21 protein-coding genes and 5 tRNA genes are annotated in these 20,756 nt (G+C 71.4%); 20 read left to right on the top strand and 6 right to left on the bottom strand.

All coding sequences use genetic code 11. From position 1 onward, the window contains the following. The first annotated feature begins 551 nt into the window (after positions 1-551). The 9 genes from ACGFYH_RS14425 (at position 552) to ACGFYH_RS14385 (ending at position 4,632) form a co-directional block, all read left to right on the top strand. The gene (locus tag ACGFYH_RS14425; RefSeq protein WP_393803442.1) at positions 552-740 is read left to right on the top strand and encodes a hypothetical protein; all 189 of its coding nucleotides are present in this window, start codon (positions 552-554) and stop codon (positions 738-740) included. Between the two features lie 173 nt (positions 741-913). Continuing rightward, positions 914-1,690, top strand: coding sequence for a fumarylacetoacetate hydrolase family protein (locus tag ACGFYH_RS14420; RefSeq protein ID WP_393803441.1), 777 nt, complete (start codon positions 914-916; stop codon positions 1,688-1,690). After that, positions 1,683-3,167: a glutamate--tRNA ligase gene (gltX, locus tag ACGFYH_RS14415; RefSeq protein ID WP_393803440.1), complete on the top strand. Its 1,485-nt coding sequence runs from the start codon at positions 1,683-1,685 to the stop codon at positions 3,165-3,167. The genes ACGFYH_RS14420 and gltX overlap by 8 nt, the downstream gene beginning before the upstream one ends. 110 nt (positions 3,168-3,277) lie before the next feature. Then, complete coding sequence (locus ACGFYH_RS14410) at positions 3,278-4,012, top strand: HAD family hydrolase (RefSeq protein WP_393803439.1); 735 nt, start codon at positions 3,278-3,280, stop codon at positions 4,010-4,012. A 92-nt stretch (positions 4,013-4,104) separates the two neighbouring features. Continuing rightward, positions 4,105-4,176 (top strand) — tRNA-Gln (locus ACGFYH_RS14405). Between the two features lie 39 nt (positions 4,177-4,215). Then, positions 4,216-4,288, top strand: a tRNA-Glu gene (locus ACGFYH_RS14400). A gap of 62 nt (positions 4,289-4,350) precedes the next feature. After that, positions 4,351-4,423 (top strand) — tRNA-Glu (locus ACGFYH_RS14395). 20 nt (positions 4,424-4,443) lie between these two features. Continuing rightward, a tRNA-Gln gene (locus ACGFYH_RS14390) sits at positions 4,444-4,515 on the top strand. Between the two features lie 44 nt (positions 4,516-4,559). Further along, a tRNA-Glu gene (locus ACGFYH_RS14385) sits at positions 4,560-4,632 on the top strand. A 49-nt stretch (positions 4,633-4,681) separates the two neighbouring features. Here the strand turns inward: ACGFYH_RS14385 and ACGFYH_RS14380 are convergent. Both ACGFYH_RS14380 and ndgR read right to left on the bottom strand, forming a co-directional pair. Beyond that, positions 4,682-4,810: a hypothetical protein gene (locus ACGFYH_RS14380; RefSeq protein ID WP_393803438.1), complete on the bottom strand. Its 129-nt coding sequence runs from the start codon at positions 4,808-4,810 to the stop codon at positions 4,682-4,684. A 264-nt stretch (positions 4,811-5,074) separates the two neighbouring features. Then, on the bottom strand, positions 5,075-5,791 hold the full coding sequence (ndgR, locus tag ACGFYH_RS14375; RefSeq protein ID WP_217162275.1) for an IclR family transcriptional regulator NdgR: 717 nt from the start codon (positions 5,789-5,791) through the stop codon (positions 5,075-5,077). A gap of 196 nt (positions 5,792-5,987) precedes the next feature. Between ndgR and leuC the strand changes: the two genes are divergently transcribed. The 4 genes from leuC to ACGFYH_RS14355 all read left to right on the top strand — a co-directional run bounded on the left by leuC (position 5,988) and on the right by ACGFYH_RS14355 (position 9,331). Further along, positions 5,988-7,418 carry a 3-isopropylmalate dehydratase large subunit gene (gene leuC, locus ACGFYH_RS14370; RefSeq protein WP_393803437.1) on the top strand — a complete coding sequence of 477 codons (1,431 nt, stop codon included), beginning with the start codon at positions 5,988-5,990 and terminating at the stop codon, positions 7,416-7,418. 5 nt (positions 7,419-7,423) lie between these two features. Next, complete coding sequence (leuD, locus tag ACGFYH_RS14365) at positions 7,424-8,017, top strand: 3-isopropylmalate dehydratase small subunit (RefSeq protein WP_393803436.1); 594 nt, start codon at positions 7,424-7,426, stop codon at positions 8,015-8,017. A gap of 289 nt (positions 8,018-8,306) precedes the next feature. After that, positions 8,307-8,537 (top strand): hypothetical protein, encoded by a 231-nt coding sequence (locus ACGFYH_RS14360; protein ID WP_393803435.1) that lies wholly within the window; start codon positions 8,307-8,309, stop codon positions 8,535-8,537. 137 nt (positions 8,538-8,674) lie between these two features. Beyond that, positions 8,675-9,331 carry an HU family DNA-binding protein gene (locus ACGFYH_RS14355; RefSeq protein ID WP_393803434.1) on the top strand — a complete coding sequence of 219 codons (657 nt, stop codon included), beginning with the start codon at positions 8,675-8,677 and terminating at the stop codon, positions 9,329-9,331. Positions 9,332-9,520: 189 nt separating this feature from the next. Here ACGFYH_RS14355 and ACGFYH_RS14350 read toward each other — a convergent pair whose 3' ends face one another. Then, on the bottom strand, positions 9,521-9,724 hold the full coding sequence (locus ACGFYH_RS14350; RefSeq protein ID WP_393803433.1) for a hypothetical protein: 204 nt from the start codon (positions 9,722-9,724) through the stop codon (positions 9,521-9,523). A gap of 9 nt (positions 9,725-9,733) precedes the next feature. Continuing rightward, positions 9,734-10,372, bottom strand: a complete 639-nt coding sequence (gene cofC, locus ACGFYH_RS14345) for a 2-phospho-L-lactate guanylyltransferase (RefSeq protein WP_393803432.1) — start codon at positions 10,370-10,372, stop codon at positions 9,734-9,736. Positions 10,373-10,515: 143 nt separating this feature from the next. Between cofC and ACGFYH_RS14340 the strand changes: the two genes are divergently transcribed. The 3 genes from ACGFYH_RS14340 to ACGFYH_RS14330 all read left to right on the top strand — a co-directional run bounded on the left by ACGFYH_RS14340 (position 10,516) and on the right by ACGFYH_RS14330 (position 13,578). Further along, positions 10,516-11,310: a lysophospholipid acyltransferase family protein gene (locus ACGFYH_RS14340; protein WP_393803431.1), complete on the top strand. Its 795-nt coding sequence runs from the start codon at positions 10,516-10,518 to the stop codon at positions 11,308-11,310. Continuing rightward, positions 11,307-12,317 (top strand): NAD(P)H-dependent glycerol-3-phosphate dehydrogenase, encoded by a 1,011-nt coding sequence (locus ACGFYH_RS14335; RefSeq protein ID WP_393803430.1) that lies wholly within the window; start codon positions 11,307-11,309, stop codon positions 12,315-12,317. The genes ACGFYH_RS14340 and ACGFYH_RS14335 overlap by 4 nt, the downstream gene beginning before the upstream one ends. Positions 12,318-12,420: 103 nt before the next feature. Then, positions 12,421-13,578, top strand: coding sequence for a D-alanine--D-alanine ligase family protein (locus tag ACGFYH_RS14330; protein ID WP_393803429.1), 1,158 nt, complete (start codon positions 12,421-12,423; stop codon positions 13,576-13,578). Positions 13,579-13,824: 246 nt separating this feature from the next. Here ACGFYH_RS14330 and ACGFYH_RS14325 read toward each other — a convergent pair whose 3' ends face one another. Next, entirely contained in the window at positions 13,825-14,058 is a 234-nt protein-coding gene (locus ACGFYH_RS14325; RefSeq protein ID WP_356365625.1) for an Lrp/AsnC ligand binding domain-containing protein, read from the bottom strand. A 233-nt stretch (positions 14,059-14,291) separates the two neighbouring features. Between ACGFYH_RS14325 and ACGFYH_RS14320 the strand changes: the two genes are divergently transcribed. Continuing rightward, positions 14,292-15,260 carry a thiamine-phosphate kinase gene (locus tag ACGFYH_RS14320; RefSeq protein ID WP_393803428.1) on the top strand — a complete coding sequence of 323 codons (969 nt, stop codon included), beginning with the start codon at positions 14,292-14,294 and terminating at the stop codon, positions 15,258-15,260. Then, positions 15,257-16,081 carry a bifunctional hydroxymethylpyrimidine kinase/phosphomethylpyrimidine kinase gene (gene thiD, locus ACGFYH_RS14315; RefSeq protein ID WP_393803427.1) on the top strand — a complete coding sequence of 275 codons (825 nt, stop codon included), beginning with the start codon at positions 15,257-15,259 and terminating at the stop codon, positions 16,079-16,081. The genes ACGFYH_RS14320 and thiD overlap by 4 nt, the downstream gene beginning before the upstream one ends. A gap of 212 nt (positions 16,082-16,293) precedes the next feature. Here thiD and rpmB read toward each other — a convergent pair whose 3' ends face one another. After that, complete coding sequence (gene rpmB, locus ACGFYH_RS14310) at positions 16,294-16,479, bottom strand: 50S ribosomal protein L28 (RefSeq protein WP_003993230.1); 186 nt, start codon at positions 16,477-16,479, stop codon at positions 16,294-16,296. 265 nt (positions 16,480-16,744) lie between these two features. Here rpmB and ACGFYH_RS14305 point away from each other — a divergent pair, with 265 nt between their 5' ends. After that, positions 16,745-18,454, top strand: coding sequence for a DAK2 domain-containing protein (locus ACGFYH_RS14305; RefSeq protein ID WP_393803426.1), 1,710 nt, complete (start codon positions 16,745-16,747; stop codon positions 18,452-18,454). Positions 18,455-18,495: 41 nt separating this feature from the next. Continuing rightward, complete coding sequence (gene recG, locus ACGFYH_RS14300; protein WP_393803425.1) at positions 18,496-20,721, top strand: ATP-dependent DNA helicase RecG; 2,226 nt, start codon at positions 18,496-18,498, stop codon at positions 20,719-20,721. Positions 20,722-20,756: the final 35 nt, after the last annotated feature.

The raw sequence follows: 20,756 nt of genomic DNA, 5'->3' as shown, positions 1-20,756 counted from the left end.
CGGTGTCGGCGTCATGGGGGCGCCCTGAATACGCCCCTGTGTTGGTCGTGAGTGACCGGCGCTGGTTCCCCCTTCTCACCGCCGCTCGGCGGCGGTGTGCGCCCCCTGTGCGCCGGCTCGGTCCTGCGGCGGTCCGTGCGATTCCAGCACAGTGCAGGATCTCCAACAAGGCCCGTGGGGCGGGCCGTGAGATAGGTGACACCACGTGAGGGGCGAGTCACCAGACGTAGAAGATGATCACCCGCAAACCGGACGTATGTGCGCGAGTCGCCGAGGTGGGGTGGGTGTCCCAGTCGACATGATCAGCAGCGGAATGGTGGGTTCAGGTGTGTTATGTCGCTTTGGTCGGGGTGGAGATGGCGTCGCAATTGACCGGTTTGACCCTTGCTAAGTGAGCAAACTCACACTCAGATCACGAGCTGCCCCCGGGTTGCCGGGGAATCGCATGTTTAGCCTGACGCTTTACAGAGAAGGCAAAACCGACAACACGCGCCCTCTCAGGGGCTTTCGCCGCCCTCGGGCGCCCGGACACGACAGGGCCTCGTAGAACCGTGAAGACGACGATGATGTTCCACAAGATCGCCAACCCGCGACGCACGACGCTGGCACACCTCGAGGACGCCGACGACCTGCGGACGCCGGAGCAGCCGGAGCACCCCGTCGAGCTCCCCGCCCAGACCGCCAATCCCCGGCGCACGGTCCTCATGGAGATCCCGGTCGCGGCCTCCGCCGCGGAGTAGTACGCCGCCCGGCCGCGATCCGTTCAGGGCGGCCGTACGCGGACACGGGCGCCCGCGCCCACGGACCGCCGCCCCCCGGGGTCACGGCACGTCATGCGCGAGGCGCCCGCCCTTTGCCGCGTTAGCCTGGAGCGTCAGACTCCAGCCAGCTCAGTCAAGGGGCCAAGCAACCCGTGCGCATCGCCAGGTTCTCCATCGACGGGAACGTCGCCTTCGGCGCGGTCGAGGGCGACCAGCCGGACCAGCTCGTCCTCGACATCATCAAGGGCATCCCGTTCGCGGACTTCGAGCTCTCCGGCACCAAGGTGCCCCTGAGCAAGGTGCGGCTCCTGCCGCCGGTACTGCCCAACAAGGTCGTCGCCTTCGGCCGCAACTACGCCGAGCACGCCCGCGAACTCGGCAACGAGGTGCCCGACGCCCCGTTCGCCTTCTTCAAGCCGTCCACCTCGGTGATCGGCCCCGGGGACGTCATCCAGTACCCCTCCTTCTCCGAGGAACTGCACCACGAGGCCGAACTCGCCGTCGTCATCGGCCGCATGTGCCGCGAGGTGCCGCGCGAACGCGTGAAGGACGTGATCCTCGGCTACACCTGCGCCAACGACATCACCGCGCGCGACGTGCAGCGCCGCGAGAAGCAGTGGGCCAGGGCGAAGGGCTTCGACTCCTCCTGCCCGCTGGGCCCCTGGGTGGAGACCGACCTCGACCCGAGCGACCTGACCATCCAGCTCACGGTCAACGGCGGCCAGCGGCAGCTCGGCCGCACCAGCGAGATGATCCACTCCATCGAGGATCTGATCGTCAACATCTCCGAGGCGATGACGCTGCTCCCCGGCGACGTGCTTCTCACCGGCACCCCGGCGGGCGTCGGCCCCCTCAACGTCGGCGACGAGGTCGCCGTCACCATCGAAGGCATCGGCACTCTCACCAACAAGGTTGTCAAGCGTGGCTAGCGCACCCGGCTCCCCCGTACGCGTCCGATTCTGTCCGTCCCCCACCGGCAACCCCCACGTGGGCCTGGTCCGCACCGCCCTGTTCAACTGGGCGTTCGCCCGGCACCACCAGGGCACGCTGGTCTTCCGCATCGAGGACACCGACGCGGCCCGCGACTCCGAGGAGTCGTACGACCAGCTGCTCGACTCGATGCGCTGGCTGGGCTTCGACTGGGACGAGGGCCCCGAGGCCGGCGGCCCGCACGCGCCGTACCGCCAGTCGCAGCGCATGGACATCTACCGAGACGTCGCTCAGAAGCTCCTCGACGCCGGCCACGCCTACCACTGCTACTGCTCCCAGGAGGAGCTGGACACCCGCCGCGAGGCCGCCCGCGCCGCCGGCAGGCCCTCCGGCTACGACGGCCACTGCCGTGAGCTGAGCGACGACCGGGTCGAGGAGTACAAGGCGCGGGGCCGCGAGCCCATCGTCCGCTTCCGGATGCCCGACGAGGCGATCACTTTCACGGACCTGGTCCGCGGCGAGATCACCTACCTCCCCGAGAACGTCCCGGACTACGGCATCGTCCGCGCCAACGGCGCCCCCCTCTACACGCTCGTCAACCCGGTCGACGACGCCCTGATGGAGATCACCCACGTCCTGCGCGGCGAGGACCTGCTCTCCTCCACCCCGCGCCAGATCGCCCTGTACAGGGCGCTGACCGAGCTCGGCGTCGCCAAGGAGATCCCCGCCTTCGGCCACCTGCCGTACGTCATGGGCGAGGGCAACAAGAAGCTGTCCAAGCGCGACCCGCAGTCGAGCCTCAACCTCTACCGCGAGCGCGGCTTCCTCCCCGAGGGCCTGCTCAACTACCTCTCCCTGCTCGGCTGGTCCCTCTCCGCCGACCAGGACGTCTTCACCATCGAGGAGATGGTCGCCGCCTTCGACATCTCCGCCGTCAACCCCAACCCGGCGCGCTTCGACCTCAAGAAGTGCGAGGCGATCAACGCCGACCACATCCGCCTGCTCGAGGTCAAGGACTTCACCGAGCGCTGCCGCCCGTGGCTGAAGGCCCCCGCCGCCCCCTGGGCCCCGGAGGACTTCGACGAGGCCAAGTGGCAGGCGATCGCGCCGCACGCGCAGACCCGCCTGAAGGTCCTCTCCGAGATCACGGACAACGTCGACTTCCTTTTCCTGCCCGAGCCGGTCCTCGACGAGGCGAGCTGGACGAAGGCGATGAAGGAGGGCTCGGACGCCCTGCTGAGCACGGCGCGCGAGAAGCTGGACGCCGCCGACTGGACGTCCCCCGAGTCCCTCAAGGAGGCCGTCCTGGCCGCCGGCGAGGCCCACGGCCTCAAGCTCGGCAAGGCCCAGGCCCCCGTCCGCGTCGCCGTCACCGGCCGTACGGTCGGCCTGCCCCTCTTCGAGTCCCTGGAGGTCCTGGGCAAGGAGAAGGCACTGGCCCGGATCGACGCGGCGCTGGCGAGGCTCGCGGCCTGACCGCGCGTACCCCGCGCCCGAGGGGCGGCTCCCGGACTTGCGCGGACTTTTGGGGCCGTCCCTCGGGCGTACGCCGGACACGCCGGGCCCGGCGGCGTTACGGTCGGATCATGAGCATTCGCGCCGTGGTCTGGGACGTCGACGACACGCTCTTCGACTACACCACCGCCGACCGCGAGGGCATGCGGGCCCATCTGATCGCCGAAGGACTGCTCGCCGGGTACGGGTCGGCCGACGAGGCCCTTGTGCGCTGGCGGGAGATCACCGACCAGCAGTGGGGCCGCTTCGCGGCGGGCGAGGTGGACTTCGTCACACAGCGTCGCGACCGCACCCGGGTCTTCCTCGGCCGGCCGGAGCTGACGGACGCCGAGGCTGACGACTGGTTCCAGCGGTACGTCACGCACTACGAGGCCGCCTGGTCCCTCTTCCCGGACGTCCTGCCGGTCCTGGACGCCCTCGCGGTAAGCCACCGGCACGCCGTGCTCTCCAACTCGAGCCTCACCGTCCAGGACCGCAAGCTGCGCGTCCTCGGCGTGCACGACCGCTTCGAGTCCATCCTGTGCGCCGCCGAGCTGGGCGTCTCCAAACCCGAGGCCGGAGCCTTCCTCGCCGCCTGCGACGCCCTCGCCCTCACCCCGTCCGAGGTCGCCTACGTCGGTGACCACCCGGAGATCGACGGACGCGGCGCCGCCGACGCCGGACTGCTCTCCGTGTGGATCGACCGCGGCGGTGTGTACGCGACCGTCGACCCGCCGGCCGGACCGAGCCGCATCGCCTCGCTCTCCGAACTTCCCGCGCTCCTCGGCGCCGATACCCGTTTTGGAGCCCCGTCCACCTTCGGGTAATGTTCTTCCTGCGCCGCCGGGGAGCGGGCCGAGAGGCCGGGAACCGGAAGCGCAACGCTAGAACAAGAACCCCGCCGGGGCTTGCGTTCCAGTGGCCTATGGTGTAATTGGCAGCACGACTGATTCTGGTTCAGTTAGTCTAGGTTCGAGTCCTGGTAGGCCAGCTCGCAGAGCTTATCTGCGCCGCGGAGCACATCCGCAAAGCCCCCGTTGTGTAGCGGCCTAGCACGCCGCCCTCTCAAGGCGGTAGCGCCGGTTCGAATCCGGTCGGGGGTACAGATCCTTCCCGCGAGGGCAGCTCGGGTAGCTCCCACTGTTCTCGATGCAGGATCGCTAGGGCCCCCGTTGTGTAGCGGCCTAGCACGCCGCCCTCTCAAGGCGGTAGCGCCGGTTCGAATCCGGTCGGGGGTACGAACTGGTCTAAACCACATTGGTCTATGGTGTAATTGGCAGCACGACTGATTCTGGTTCAGTTAGTCTAGGTTCGAGTCCTGGTAGACCAGCTCGGATCTGCGGCGCTGTAGCGTTGAACGCTCGCAAGATCCACGCCCCCGTTGTGTAGCGGCCTAGCACGCCGCCCTCTCAAGGCGGTAGCGCCGGTTCGAATCCGGTCGGGGGTACATGAGTCCCGAAGGGGGCTCCCGCTGAGGCGGGAGCCCCCTTCGGCGTTCACCCGGCGCCGTACCGCCGCGCCGACTCCTCCTCCTGGGCCGGCCGGTGCGGGGCCCGCGGCACCGGCTGGAAGAGCACCGCCGCCGCGACCGCCGTTTCGGCCTTCTCCCTCCGCCTCCGGGGCACGGGCCTCCGTGAAGTCCGGGTCCCGCCGGGCCACCTCCGGCGTCAACTCGCCCTGGGCCCCCGCCAGTTCCGTCGTACGGTAGTCCGGGCGGCGCGGCGCGGTCACCGCCGCCACCAGGGAGCGGTGCACGGGGCCCGGTTCGCGCATGGGCCGGAGAGACGGGTGGGCGCCGGGGAGGGGTGCCGGACGGCGACTGGGACCGAAACAGGGCCCGCCGCGGCGTTGAGGCGGACCCGATACCGGTCGGAGGCGTCCCGGGGTGATCAGCCGGTGCGGCGCAGCGCCTCGGAGAGGCGGCCGGCGGCGTCGATGATCGCCTGCGCGTGCATGCGGCCGGGGTGGCGGCTGAGGCGCTCGATGGGGCCGGAGACGGACACGGCGGCCACCACGCGGTTGGAGGGGCCGCGCACCGGCGCGGAGACGGACGCGACGCCGGGCTCCCGCTCGCCGATGGACTGGGCCCAGCCGCGGCGGCGTACGCCGGACAGGGCGGTCGCCGTGAAACGGGCCCCCTGCAGGCCGCGGTGGAGGCGCTCGGGCTCCTCCCAGGCCATCAGGATCTGCGCCGAGGACCCGGCCTTCATGGTGAGCGTGGAGCCGACCGGGACCGTGTCCCTCAGGCCCGACAGACGCTCCGCCGCGGCCACGCAGATGCGCATGTCGCCCTGGCGGCGGTAGAGCTGGGCGCTCTCGCCCGTGATGTCGCGAAGGTGGGTGAGCACCGGGCCCGCCGTGGCGAGCAGGCGGTCCTCGCCGGCCGCCGCCGCAAGTTCGGCCAGGCGCGGGCCGAGGATGAAACGGCCCTGCATGTCGCGCGCCACCATGCGGTGGTGCTCCAGCGCCACGGCCAGGCGGTGGGCCGTGGGTCGTGCCAGTCCGGTCGCACCGACCAACCCCGCGAGGGTGGCCGGGCCGGACTCCAGAGCGCTCAGGACGAGTGCCGCCTTGTCCAGAACGCCGACGCCGCTACTGTTGTCCATGAAACGATACTCCCGTCTCACTCTGTGAAACGCAAGTTCAATTTTTCGTGGAACGCGCCACTCTGGATGGCACGAAGTCACAACGGCCCGTGACGAAAGGGCCTGGTGGCGGTCGCCCGGGAACACAGGGGTGCGGGCACCGTTTCCCAAGATCTCTAGTTGGGTCGGCGCTTCGACGCCGGCCGGAGGGAAAGCGATGGGTAGGACACTCGCGGAGAAGGTCTGGGACGACCACGTCGTCCGGCGCGCCGAGGGCGAGCCCGACCTCCTCTTCATCGATCTGCACCTGCTGCACGAGGTGACCAGCCCGCAGGCCTTCGACGGCCTCCGCAAGAGCGGCCGCCCGGTGCGCCGGCTAGACCTGACCATCGCCACCGAGGACCACAACACCCCGACGCTCGACATCGACAAGCCCATCGCGGACCCGGTCTCCCGGGTCCAGCTGGAGACGCTGCGCAAGAACTGCGCGGACTTCGGCGTCCGGCTGCACCCGCTGGGCGACGTCGAGCAGGGCGTCGTGCACGTCGTCGGCCCGCAGCTGGGCCTGACCCAGCCCGGCACCACCGTGGTCTGCGGCGACTCGCACACCTCCACACACGGTGCCTTCGGCGCGCTGGCGTTCGGCATCGGCACCTCCCAGGTCGAGCACGTGCTGGCCACCCAGACGCTGCCCATGGCCCGCCCGAAGACCATGGCGATCACCGTCGACGGCGAACTGCCCGACGCTGTCACCGCCAAGGACCTGATCCTGGCGATCATCGCGAAGATCGGCACGGGCGGCGGCCAGGGCTACGTCCTGGAGTACCGGGGCGAGGCCATCGAGAAGCTCTCGATGGAGGCCCGCATGACCATCTGCAACATGTCGATCGAGGCCGGTGCCCGCGCCGGCATGATCGCCCCCGACGAGACGACCTTCGCCTACCTCCGGGGCCGTCCGCACGCCCCCGAGGGCGCGGACTGGGACGCGGCGGTCGAATACTGGAAGACGCTGCGCACCGACGACGACGCCCAGTTCGACGCCGAGGTGGTCATCGAGGCCGCCGCGCTGTCGCCGTTCGTCACCTGGGGCACCAACCCGGGCCAGGGCGCGCCGCTTTCCGGCGCCGTCCCCGACCCGTCCTCGTACGAGGACGCCTCGGAGCGCTTCGCCGCCGAGAAGGCCCTGGAGTACATGGGGCTGGCGGCCGGACAGCCGCTGCGCTCCATCAAGGTGGACACCGTCTTCGTGGGTTCCTGCACCAACGGACGCATCGAGGACCTGCGCGCCGCCGCCGAGATCGTACGGAGCCGCAAAGTCGCCGACGGCGTACGCATGCTGGTCGTGCCGGGCTCCGCGCGGGTCGGTCTGCAGGCCGTCTCCGAAGGCCTGGACGTGGTCTTCAAGGAGGCCGGCGCCGAGTGGCGGCACGCGGGCTGCTCGATGTGCCTGGGCATGAATCCGGACCAGCTGGCCCCGGGCGAGCGCTCCGCGTCCACCTCCAACCGCAACTTCGAGGGACGCCAGGGCAAGGGCGGCCGCACCCACCTGGTGTCGCCGCAGGTCGCGGCCGCGACGGCGGTCCTGGGCCACCTGGCCTCCCCGGCCGACCTGTCCGCCGCCGACGTCCCCACGCCCGCTGGAGTCTGAGAGTCATGGAAGCGTTCACCAAGCACACCGGCCGGGCCGTCCCGCTGCGCCGCGGCAACGTCGACACCGACCAGATCATCCCCGCCCACTGGCTCAAGAAGGTGACCCGGGACGGGTTCGAGGACGGGCTGTTCGAGGCCTGGCGCAAGGACCCGGAGTTCGTCCTCAACCGGCCCGAGCGCGAGGGTGCCACGGTGCTGGTCGCCGGCCCCGACTTCGGCACCGGCTCCTCCCGTGAGCACGCCGTCTGGGCGCTGCAGAACTACGGCTTCAAGACCGTGATCTCCTCCCGCTTCGCCGACATCTTCCGCGGCAACTCGCTGAAGAACGGCCTGCTCACGGTGGTCCTCGGCCAGCAGACCGTGGACGCGCTGTGGGAGCTCACCGAGGACGACCCCCAGGCCGAGGTCACGGTCGACCTGGAGACGCGCGAGGTCCGCGCCGAGGGCATCACCGCCTCCTTCGAGCTGGACGAGAACTCCCGCTGGCGACTGCTGAACGGGCTGGACGACATCTCGATCACCCTGCGGAACGAGGCGGACATCGCCGCGTACGAGGCCAAGCGCCCGTCGTTCAAGCCGCAGACCCTCCAAGTCTGATCCCACGGGTCTTCGGACCCCGGGGCCCCACGTGCTCCGCAAGGTCGAGTTTCGGCCACCCGACATCCCCGCCGTACCCCCGATCAGCCCGATCGGGGGTACGGCCGTTTTTGCCTCGGCCCACGCCTGCCCGGCACGCCTGTGACGAACAACTTCCCACGTTAGAGGCGTTGTTGCCGGGGTACGCAGGTCATGAAAGTCCGGCTTCCGGGTGTGCCCGGAAGGCCGTCTGGGGCGGCAGTTGCCCCCTGCGCAGGCGACAACTCGCCCCAGATGGCACAATCTGTGCATGGAACACGACGGCCAACTCGAGCTCTATGCGGCGGTCGCGGTCCGGCTCAAGGAAGCGCACACAAGAGTGCGCGCACTGCAAGTCCCGGAGGGCGTACGGATGGCGCTGACCCGGAAGCTGCTGGTCATTACGGCCGCGGCCAAACACGATCTCGCCGGTGCGGCAAGGCGCCTGGATCGGTTCACCGCCGACCTCGACGAGGGTCGATTTCCCGAAGAGGACGGCTGAACAGGCCGGGACGGCCCGAGTCCGTTGCGGCACAAGGGTGATTAGCCCGTTTCGTGTTTGATTTGCGGTATATATCTGCCTAACGTGCGAAAAAGCTTGAACACATTCGTTCTGGCGATGTCTCCGAAGGGGAAGACGTGAACAAGGCGCAGCTCGTAGAAGCGATTGCCGACAAGCTGGGCGGCCGGCAGCAGGCCGCCGACGCTGTCGACGCGGTCCTGGACGCACTCGTCCGTGCCGTCGTCGCGGGCGACCGGGTCTCGGTCACCGGCTTCGGTTCCTTTGAGAAGGTCGACCGCCCGGCCCGCTACGCCCGCAACCCGCAGACGGGTGAGCGGGTTCGGGTCAAGAAGACCTCCGTGCCGCGCTTCCGCGCGGGCCAGGGCTTCAAGGACCTGGTGAGCGGCTCGAAGAAGCTTCCGAAGAACGACATCGCGGTCAAGAAGGCCCCCAAGGGCAGCCTGTCCGGCCCGCCGCCCACCATCGCCAAGGCCGCGGGCAAGAAGGCCGCCGCCAAGAAGGCCACGGGCGCCGCGAAGAAGACCACGGGCGCGGCCAAGAAGACCACCGGAGCGGCGAAGAAGACCACCGCCAAGAAGACCACCGGAGCGGCGAAGACGACGGCGAAGAAGACCACCGCCAAGAAGTCCGCCGCCAAGAGCACCACGGCGGCGGCGAAGAAGACCGCGGCCAAGAAGGCCCCCGCGAAGAAGGCGACCGCCAAGACGGCCCCGGCCAAGAAGTCGACCGCCCGCAAGACCACCGCCAAGAAGGCCACCGCCCGCAAGAAGTAGCAGGCAGCGCGGGCAGCGCCGGCCCACGCGGCAAGCAGGCGAACAGGCACAGGGGTATTCACGCGCCGGGCCGGACTCCCTCTCGGAGTCCGGCCCGCGGCGTGTGCGCCCGCCGTGGCAAACGCCCTTGAGTCCGGTGCCCGTGACCCCGGCGCCCCGTGACCCAGGCGCCAGGGGACGCCCGGCGGGTCAGAACGTCTGAAGCGTCACCAGCGTGATCCGGCGGTCCGTGTCCGCGCCCTCGGTCTCGATCCGCACCCGCTGCCCGGGCCGCAGCAGCCGCAGGCCCCCCGCGTCGAACGCCGCCGCGTCGAAGGGCACCGGCGTGCCGTCGTCGAGCAGCACCTGCCCGCTGCGGCTTTCGGGGTCGTACGTGTACGCGGTCGCCTGCATGCCGGCAGCCTACTGCCCGGCGATCAGCAACCGCGCCGCCACCGCGGCCGTATGGGGCCCCACCCCGAGCGCCAGCGCGGTGCGCAGATCATCACCGGTGTCGACGTCCTGCCGTACGGAATCCACCGCGCCGAGGCGCAGTTCCGCCGCGCCGGACGCCCGGTGGCGGGTCCGCGAATCCTTACCGAAAGCGGGGGCCAATTCACGGCCCGGCGCCGCGGCCAGCAGCGTCGTGCCGATTCCGGCCGCGTCCGGGAGAAAAGCACGCGGGAATTGCGTGGCCGCCGTCAGCACCAGCGCCAATTCAGCCGGCCGCAGTGCGGGGAGATCGGCGTTGAGCGCGGCCACCGGACTTCCGGGCCGGGCCGCCCGTACCACGGCCGCTCCGTGCGCCAGCGCGGCGTTCAGACCGCCGCCGGGCTCGTCCGGGACGACATCCGCGCCGAGCGCCGCGAGTTCCCGTCCGGCCCGTGCGTCGTCCGTGACGACTGCCACATCCGCGACCGCCGGGCAGGCCAGCGCGGCCGCCACGGTGTCCTGCGCGAACGCCAGCGCGAGCCCCGGCCGCACCCCGTCGTCCGCGGTGTCCGACAGCCTGCTCTTGGCCCGGGCAAGGGGCTTCACGGGTACGACCAAGGTCCACTGCACGAGCGTTCCGTCCTTCTCTCGTCGCCGTCATTGTCACCTGGGAGACCTGGCGGTTCACTCGTCGGGGCGTACGGTGTTCTCGACAGACGGGCGGCCCGGGGCGACACTTGTCCGGCCCCAGGCCCTGGAGGAAAGGTGTCCGCGTGCCCCGCCGCAGAATCGGCTTCTGGTACCGCTTGGCCGCGGTGATCTGCAAACCGCCGCTGGTGGTTCTGATCAAGCGGGACTGGCGGGGAATGGAGAACATTCCGGCCGAGGGCGGATTTATCACCGCCGTGAACCACAATTCGCACGTGGACCCCTTCGCGTACGCGCACTACCAGTACAACACCGGACGCGTCCCGCGATTCCTGGCGAAGAGCGGCCTTTTCAGGAAGGGCTTCGTCGGCGCCGCGATGCGGGGCACCGGACAGATCCCCGTCTACCGCGAGAGCACGGACGCGCTGAGCGCCTTCCGGGCCGCGATCGACGCCGTGGAGCGCGGCGAGTGCGTCGCGTTCTACCCCGAGGGCACCCTCACCCGCGACCCGGACGGCTGGCCGATGACCGCCAAGACCGGTGCCGCGCGCGTCGCCCTGCAGACCAAGTGCCCGGTGATCCCCGTCGCCCAGTGGGGCTGCAACGAACTGCTGCCGCCGTACGCCAAGAAGCCCCACCTCCTCCCGCGCAAGACCCACCAGGTGCTCGCGGGGCCGCCGGTCGACCTGTCGCGGTTCTACGACAAGGAGATGACCACGGAGCTGCTCAAGCAGGCCACCGAGGTCATCATGGCCGCAGTCACCCGCCAGCTGGAGCAGATCCGCGGCGAGAAGGCACCCGAAACCCCGTACGACCCGCGCCGCGAGCGGATCGAGCAGCGGCGCCGCACGCGGCAGGCGCAGTCGCGGCCGGCGCCGCCACGGACGCACGGACCGCAGGCAGAAGGGCAGAGCACGTGAGCAAGCCGGTCAGGGCGGCCGTCTTCGGCACCGGGTCCTGGGGCACCGCCTTCGGCACGGTCCTCGCCGACGCGGGGTGCGACGTCACCCTGTGGGGGCGCCGCGCCGAACTCGCCGACGCCGTCAACTCCACCCGCACCAACCCGGACTACCTGCCCGGCGTGGAACTTCCCGCGAACCTGCGCGCCACCACCGACGCCGCCGAGGCCGCGCGGGACGCCGACTTCACGGTCCTCGCCGTCCCCTCCCAGACACTGCGCGCCAACCTGGCCGACTGGACGCCGCTGCTGGCGTCCGGCACCGTCCTGGTGTCGCTGATGAAGGGTGTCGAACTCGGCTCCGCGATGCGGATGAGCGAGGTCATCGGGGACGTCGCCAAGGTCGGCGCCGAGCGCATCGCCGTGGTCACCGGCCCCAACCTGGCCCGTGAGATCGCCGCCCGGATGCCGGCCGCCGCCGTGGTCGCCTGCCCCGACGAAGCCGTCGCCCGGCGTCTCCAGACCGCCTGCCACACACCTTACTTCCGCCCGTACACCAACACCGACGTCGTCGGCTGCGAGCTGGGCGGCGCCGTGAAGAACGTGATCGGGCTGGCCGTCGGCATCGCGGACGGCATGGGCCTCGGCGACAACGCCAAGGGCTCCCTCATCACCCGCGGCCTCGCCGAGACCACCCGTCTCGGGGTCGCCCTCGGCGCCGACCCGCTGACCTTCTCGGGCCTCGCCGGGCTCGGCGACCTGGTGGCGACCTGCTCCTCTCCGCTGTCCCGCAACCACACCTTCGGCACCAACCTCGGCAAGGGCATGACCCTGGCGGAGACCATCGCGGTCACCAGGCAGACCGCCGAGGGCGTCAAGTCCTGCGAGTCGGTGCTGGATCTGGCCCGCAGGCACCGCGTCGACATGCCGATCACCGAGACGGTCGTCGCGATCGTGCACGAGGGCAAGTCCCCGGTGGTCGCCGTCAAGGAACTGATGTCGCGCAGCGCGAAGCCCGAACGACGCTGAGCGACGCCGGACCGGCACCGGAGCGGGACCCGGCCGTCGCCCGCGCCACGCGGCCCCGCCGACGCTGTCTCGAGGCCCTACGGGCGGGTACTCTCAACGCGATATGAGCACCGAGAACCTCCCCCAGAGCCCCGAGCAGCCGCCTCGCAAACCGCGTGTGGCCGTCGTGTTCGGCGGGCGCAGCTCCGAACACGGGATCTCCGTGGTCACCGCCGGCGCCGTCCTCGCGGCCATCGACCGGACGCGGTACGACGTCCTGCCGATCGGCATCACGCGGGACGGCCGCTGGGCCCTCACCGCCGACGAACCGGAACGCATGGCGATCACCGAGCGCCGTACGCCCGACGTCGAGGAACTGGCCGAGTCGACCGAGGGCGGCGTGCTGCTGCCCGTCGACCCGGCCAACCGCGAGGTCGTCTACAGCGAACCCGGCTCGGTGCCCAAGGCGCTGGGCGAGGTCGACGTCGTCTTCCCCGTGCTGCACGGCCCGTACGGTGAGGACGGCACCCTCCAGGGTCTGCTGGAGCTGTCCGGCGTGCCCTACGTGGGCGCGGGCGTCCTCGCCTCCGCCGTCGGCCAGGACAAGGAGTACATGAAGGCGGTCTTCACCTCCTACGGTCTGAAGGTCGGGCCGTACGCGGTGATCCGGCCCCGCGAGTGGGAGCAGGACCGTTCCGGAGCCCGCAGGAAGATCGTCGACTTCGCCGGCGAGCACGGCTGGCCGCTGTTCGTGAAGCCCGCGCGCGCGGGTTCCTCGATCGGCATCACCAAGGTCGACGACCTCTCCGGCCTCGACGAGGCGATCGAGGAGGCCCGGCGTCACGACCCGAAGATCCTGGTCGAGGCGGCGCTGCGGGGCCGGGAGATCGAGTGCGGGGTGCTGGAGTTCGAGGACGGCCCCCGGGCCTCCGTCCCCGCCGAGATCCCGCCGCCCTCGGAGCACGCTTACTACGACTTCGAGGCCAAGTACATCGACTCCACCCCCGGCGTCGTGCCGGCCCCGCTGACGGCCGGGGAGACCGCGGAGGTCCAGCGGCTGGCGGTGGCGGCGTTCGACGCGGCCTCCTGCGAGGGGCTGGTGCGCGCGGACTTCTTCCTCACCGAGGACGACGAGTTCGTGATCAACGAGATCAACACCATGCCGGGCTTCACGCCGATCTCCATGTACCCGCAGATGTGGCAGGCGAGCGGGGTGAGCTACCCGGAGCTGGTGGACCGGCTGGTCCAGGCAGCGCTGCGGCGGTCCACGGGACTGCGCTGACGGTCCCCGCCCCGTGCACGGCAAAGAAGGCGATCCCCCCGGGGGATCGCCTTCTCGCAGTATGATCAGCGGGTTTCCCCGGCCCGCTGCCCGCAGGCGGCAGCGCCTTGTCCGGTTGTCCGGGTTGCGCCACAGCCTGGTGGTTCCGGCTCCGGGACGGGAACCGCCGCCGACTCGCTCTCGTCTGCCGAGGAGCAGCCTGCGTCGGCGGTCGACAGGGCGAGAGCGAGCGGGTGGAGAGGGGGGCTAGAGATGGACGACCGGGCAGGTCAGAGTACGGGTAATGCCGTCCACTTGCTGGACCTTGGCGACCACCATGCGACCCAGTTCGTCGACGGTGTCGGACTGGGCGCGGACGATGACGTCGTAGGGTCCTGTCACGTCCTCGGCCTGGATCACGCCGGGGAGCTTGCTGATCGTCTCGGCGACGGCCGACGCTTTGCCGACCTCCGTCTGGATCAGGATGTACGCCTGTACCACGGAACCTCCAGAGCGGCCACGAGGATCATGTGGGGAAAAGGAACGCCACGGTATCGCGTAGCCGCTCCCCGCGGGGAGACCCGCGGGCCACGGGCCTCGCGCGCCGGGGCGCCGGAACGACGCGGGTTGACGATCACGCCGACCGTGGCGACGGTCATTCCGACCGTAACGAGGACACAGATGACGCGCGACCGGGCACGGACAGGGACAGGGACAGAAGGGGAGCCAAGGCGATGAAGGGCACTGTTGGTGAGCTGGGGGAGTTCGGGCTCATCAGGGAGCTCACCTCCCGTCTCACCACCACCCCGGCCGTCCGGGTCGGTCCGGGCGACGACGCCGCGGTGGTGGCCGCGCCCGACCGCAGGGTGGTGGCCAGCACCGACATCCTCGTCGAGGGGCGGCACTTCCGCCGCGACTGGTCCACCGCGTACGACGTGGGCCGCAAGGCGGCGGCACAGAACCTCGCCGACATCGCCGCGATGGGCGCCGTGCCGACCGCGCTGCTGCTCGGCCTGGTCGTGCCCGCCGAACTGCCCGTGACCTGGCCGACCGAGCTGATGGACGGGCTGCGCGACGAGTGCCAGGTCGCGGGCGCCTCCGTGGTCGGCGGCGACGTGGTGGGCGGCGACACCATCACCGTCTCCATCACCGCCCTCGGCGACCTGCGCAACCAGGAGCCCGTGACCCGGGGCGGTGCCCAGCCCGGTGACCTCGTCGCGGTGACCGGCTGGCTGGGCTGGTCCGCGGCCGGGTTCGCCGTGCTCTCCCGCGGGTTCCGCTCGCCGCGCGCCTTCGTCGAGGCCCACCGCCGTCCCGAGCCGCCGTACCACGCGGGTCCGGCCGCCGCGGGCCTCGGCGCCACCGCCATGTGCGACGTGAGCGACGGACTCATCGCCGACCTGGGGCACATCGCCGAGGCCAGCAAGGTCAGGATCGACGTGCGCTCCGGACAGATCGACATCCCGTCCCAGATGAACGACATCGGCCAGGCCGTCGGCGTCGACCCCATGCAGTGGGTGCTCACCGGCGGCGAGGACCACGCGATCGTCGCCACCTTCCCGCCGGACGTGAAGCTGCCCGCCCGCTGGAAGGTCATCGGCGAGGTCCTCAACCCCTCCGCACTGCCCCAGGTGACCGTGGACGGGGCGCCCTGGACCAGCAAGGGCGGCTGGGACCACTTCGGCGGGGACCTGGAAGCGTGACCCCGCCGCCCGTGACCCCGGCCAGGATCCCGCCCCTGGTCCTCACCGTGGCGGGCTCCGACTCCGGCGGCGGTGCCGGCATCCAGGCCGACCTCAAGACGATGCTCGCCCTCGGCACCCACGGCATGAGCGTCCTCACCGCGGTCACCGCGCAGAACTCCCGCGGGGTGCAGGGCGCCTGGGAGCTGCCCGTGGAGGCGGTGCGGGCCCAGTACCGCAGCGTCGTGGACGACATCGGCGTCCAGGCGGTCAAGACCGGGATGCTCTCCTGCGCCGGACTCGTCGACACGGTGGCCGAGTTGATCGGCGACACCGACGCCCCGGCCGTCGTCGACCCGGTCGGCGTCTCCAAGCACGGCGACGCGCTGCTCGCCGCGTCCGCCCTGGACTCGGTGCGCACCAGGCTGCTCCCGGTGGCGACCGTCGCCACACCCAACCTCGACGAGGTCGCCCAACTCACCGGCGTACGCGTCGAGTCCGACACCGACCTGCGCCGGGCCGCGGCGGCCGTGCTGGAGTACGGGCCGCGCTGGGTGCTGATCAAGGGCGGCCACCTGGCCGGCGACGCCGTCGACCTGCTCACCGACGGCTTCGAGGAACACTGGCTGCGCGCCCCCCGCCTCGACAACCGGCACACCCACGGCACGGGCTGCACCCTCGCCTCGGCCGTGGCCTGCGGGCTGGCGAAGGGACAGTCGGTACCGGAGGCGGCGAGGGCCGCCAAGGAATACGTCACAGGGGCGATCACCGCCGGGTTCCCGCTCGGCGGCGGCATCGGGCCGGTGGACCACGGCTGGGCGCTCAGGCGGGACACTTCCTGAGCCCGCCGCCTGTGTCGGCCTTCACACATGAGCCGCGCGCACCGGATCCGCCTCCGCGCGGCCGGGCCCCGCGGTCGTACGTCAACGGTTCCGAACGCAGGAGCGCGAGGCCGGCACGGCGGACAATCCGGGTACGGCAAAAAGCCGGCCCACCAGAGGTGGACCGGCTTCTCGCAGCGGACCAGGCAGTGGCCGCGCGCTCAGCTGATGCGTCAGCGCGAGACCTTGCCGGCCTTGATGCACGAGGTGCAAGCGTTCACGCGCTTCGGCGTCCCGCCCACCACGGTACGCACACGCTGGATGTTCGGGTTCCAGCGACGGGACGTACGGCGGTGCGAGTGCGAGATGTTGTTGCCGAAGCCCGGCCCCTTGCCGCAGACGTCGCAGTTGGCAGCCACGGGTCACTCCAAAGACTTCAGATGCACTTACGGTTGATCCCGGCATGCCGGGATCAAGCTCTCGGAGTCGCGAACGGTCCGGGATCTGAGTGGCGGTGCCAGGGGGAGAGCCCGATCAGGATCGGGCAACCGGAGCAGCATACAACGGCTGCTCCCGTACAACGAAACTACCACGGCAGCTCAGGGGACCGTCCCGGCCCTCTTCCGGTGGGCCCCCTTCCACGGTCTACGCTGCCAGCCACGTCCGCAGCTGAAGGAGGCGCAGGTGGCGCAGGTGCCGCAGAGGTTCTTCGACGCTCTGGCGGTGCGTACCTGGTGCGGTCTGTCGCTGCGCGCGCTGGGGCGGGCGCGCGAGGAGATCGACGCGATCAACGTCTATCCCGTCGCCGACGGGGACACCGGCACGAACCTCTATCTGACCGTGGAGTCGGCCGTCGCCGCCGTGGAGGCCGTCTTCGCGGCGCACGAGGTGGACGCCGGGGCGCCGGACGCGGGCGGCCCCTCGCTGGCGGAAGCCGTGGGCGCGATGGCGCACGGAGCGTTGATCGGCGCGCGGGGCAACTCCGGGACGATCCTGGCCCAGCTGCTGCGCGGGATGGCACAGGTGCTCGGTGCGCGGGGTGACTCCGCCCACACCGAGGGCCCCGGTCTGCGGCTGGCCCTGCGGCACGCGGCCGCGTCCGCCCGGCAGGCCGTGGCCCACCCGGTCGAGGGCACCGTCCTGACCGTCGCCTCGGCCGCCGCCGACGCGGCCGACGGTGTCGCGGGCGACTGCGCCCAGGTGGCCCGCGCGGCGTACGAGGGCGCCCGCGCGGCGCTCGCCGCCACCCCGGGCCAGCTGCCCGTCCTGGAGCGTGCCGGAGTGGTCGACGCGGGCGGACACGGTCTGGTGACGGTCCTCGCGGCCCTCGTGGAGACGTTCACCGGCCGGGCGCCGGGGCCGGCCGCCGCGCCGCACGCGCGCGTGCACCACGGCGCCGAGGACCTCGCGGAGGAGCGCGCTGCCGGGGAGCGCGCCACCGAGGAGGGCGACGAGGAGGGCGAGGAGGACGGCCCCGCCTTCGAGGTGATCTACCTCCTGGAGGCCGAGGACGCCGCCGTGGCACGGCTGCGGCAGCGGCTCGACGCCCTCGGGGACTCCCTCGTCGTGGTCGGGGGCGACGGACTGTGGAACGTCCACGTGCACGTCGACGACGCGGGCGCCGCCGTGGAGGCGGGCGTCGAGGCCGGGCGGCCGTACCGCATCCGCATCACCCACTTCGGGCACGGCGACGCGCACACCACCGGGACCGAGCGCCCGCCCGGGGAGCGCGCCCAGCGCGCCGTGGTGGCCGTCGTACCGGGGGAGGGGCTGGCGGCGCTGTACACCGGGGCGGGCGCGACCACCCTGCTCGCGCGCCCCGGGGAGCCGCCCGCGAGCGGCGAGCTGGTCCAGGCCGTCCGGCGGGCGCACGCGCGCGAGGTCGTCCTGCTGCCCAACGACGCCGAACTGCGCCACACCGCCGCCGCGGCCGCCGAGCAGGCCCGTACCGAGGGCATCCGCGTCGCCCTCATCCCGACCCGGTCCGCAGTCCAGGGCATCGCCGCGCTCGCCGTGCACGAGTCCGAGCGGCGCTTCGACGAGGACGTGGTGGCGATGACCTCGGCGGCCGGCGCCACCCGGCACGCCGAGGTCACCGTCGCCGAGCGCCGGTCCTGGACCACGGCGGGCATCTGCCAGGCCGGTGACGTACTCGGCCTGATCGACGGAGACGTGGCCGTGATCGGCGCGGACGTCGCGGAGGTCGCCGCGACCGTCCTGGACCGCATGCTGTCGGCCGGCGGCGAGCTGGTCACCCTCGTCCTGGGCGACGCGGCGCCCCGGAGCGTCGCCGACCACCTGGAGGCACGTGTCAGGGAGGCCTATCTCGCCGTCGACACGGTGGTCTACCGGGGCGGCCGGCAGGGCGCGCTGCTGCTGGTCGGCGTGGAGTAGTACGGCGCTTCCCCGGGCCGTTGTCAGTGGCGTGGTGTGCAATGGATCTCGTGCCCGCACTGCAAGAACCCCTGAAGAAGGTGCTCGGCCCCGCCACCGCCAAGGTGATGGCCGAGCATCTCGGCCTGCACACCGTCGGCGACCTGCTCCACCACTACCCCCGCAGATACGAGGAGCGCGGCCAGCTCACCCACCTCGCCGACCTGCCCATGGACGAGCACGTCACGGTGGTGGCCCAGGTCGCCGACGCCCGCCTGCACACCTTCGCCTCGTCGAAGGCACCGCGCGGCAAGGGGCAGCGCCTCGAAGTGACCATCACGGACGGCAGCGGCCGCCTCCAACTGGTCTTCTTCGGCAACGGAGTCCACAAGCCCCACAAGGAACTCCTCCCGGGCACCCGCGCGATGTTCGCGGGCAAGGTGTCCGTCTTCAACCGCCGACTGCAACTGGCCCACCCGGCGTACGAGTTGCTGCGCGGCAGTGACGACGACGGCGAGGCGGCCGAGAGCGTCGAGTCGTGGGCGGGAGCACTCATTCCCCTCTACCCCGCCACCGCCAAACTGGAGTCCTGGAAGATCGGCAAGGCGATCCAGACGGTGCTGCCCGGCGTCCGGGAGGCCGTCGACCCCCTCCCCGGCTCCCTGCGCGAGGGCCGGGGCCTGGTCTCCCTGCCCGAGGCCCTCCTCAAGATCCACCGCCCGCACACCAAGGCGGACATCGAGGACGCCCGCGCCCGCCTGAAGTGGGACGAGGCCTTCGTCCTCCAGGTCGCCCTCGCCCGCCGCCGCCACGCCGAGACCCAACTCCCCGCCGTCCCGAGGCGACCGAGCCCGGACGGCCTGCTCACGGCCTTCGACGACCGCCTGCCGTTCACCCTCACCGAGGGCCAGCAGAAGGTCTCCCGCGAGATCTTCGACGACCTCGCCACCGACCACCCGATGCACCGGCTGCTCCAGGGGGAGGTGGGCAGCGGCAAGACGCTGGTCGCCCTGCGCGCCATGCTCGCCGTCGTGGACACGGGAGGGCAGGCCGTGCTGCTGGCCCCCACCGAGGTGCTGGCCCAGCAGCACCACCGGTCCGTCGTCGAGATGATGGGCGAGCTGGCCGAGGGCGGCATGCTGGGGGGCGCCGAGCACGCCACCAAGGTGGTGCTGCTCACCGGCTCGACGGGCGCCGCCGCCCGCCGGTCCGCGCTACTCGACCTGGCCACGGGTGAGGCAGGCATCGTCATCGGCACCCACGCGCTGATCGAGGACAAGGTGCAGTTCCACGACCTGGGCCTGGTCGTCGTCGACGAACAGCACCGCTTCGGCGTCGAGCAGCGCGACGCCCTGCGCGGCAAGGGGAAGCAACCCCCGCACCTGCTCGTCATGACCGCCACGCCCATCCCGCGCACCGTCGCCATGACGGTCTTCGGCGATCTGGAGACCTCCGTCCTGGACCAGCTCCCGGCCGGCCGGTCCCCGATCGCCAGCCATGTCGTCCCCGCCGCCGACAAACCGCACTTCCTGGCGCGGGCCTGGGAGCGGGTCCGCGAGGAGGTGTCCAACGGCCACCAGGCGTATGTCGTCTGCCCGCGCATCGGCGACGAGGACGACGGCCCGAAGAAGAAGGCCGCACAGCGCAAGCCGCCCGAGGACGACACCGAGAAGCGGCCCCCGCTCGCCGTCCTCGACGTCGCCGAACAGCTCGCCAAGGGGCCGCTCCAGGGACTCGGGGTCGAGATCCTGCACGGCCGTATGCAGCCCGACGACAAGGAAGCGGTCATGCGCCGCTTCACCGCGGGGGAGACCGGCGTCCTGGTCGCCACGACGGTCATCGAGGTCGGGGTCAACGTCCCCAACGCCACCGCGATGGTGATCATGGACGCCGACCGCTTCGGCGTCTCCCAGCTGCACCAGCTGCGCGGCCGGGTCGGGCGGGGTTCCGCTCCCGGCCTGTGCCTGCTGGTCAGCGAGATGCCCGAGGCGAGCGCGGCCCGGCAGCGGCTGAACGCGGTCGCCGGCACCCTCGACGGCTTCGAGCTCTCCCGCATCGACCTCGAACAGCGCCGTGAGGGCGACGTCCTCGGCCAGGCCCAGTCCGGCGCCCGGACCTCGCTGCGTGTGCTCGCCGTCATCGAGGACGAGGAGATCATCGCCGAGGCCAGACAGGAGGCGGCCGCGGTCGTCGCCGCCGACCCGGAGCTGACCAGCCTGCCGGGACTGCGGACGGCCCTGGACGCCCTGCTGGACGAGGAGAGGGAGCAGTACCTGGAAAAGGGCTGAACATCGCCGGCCCGGGGGCGCGGGGGACTGCGCGA

This window comes from Streptomyces sp. NPDC048392 (assembly GCF_043200575.1).
Taxonomy (GTDB): domain Bacteria; phylum Actinomycetota; class Actinomycetes; order Streptomycetales; family Streptomycetaceae; genus Streptomyces.
Note: the sequence above shows the minus strand (reverse complement) of the source record. Positions and strands in the feature narration are given on the sequence as shown.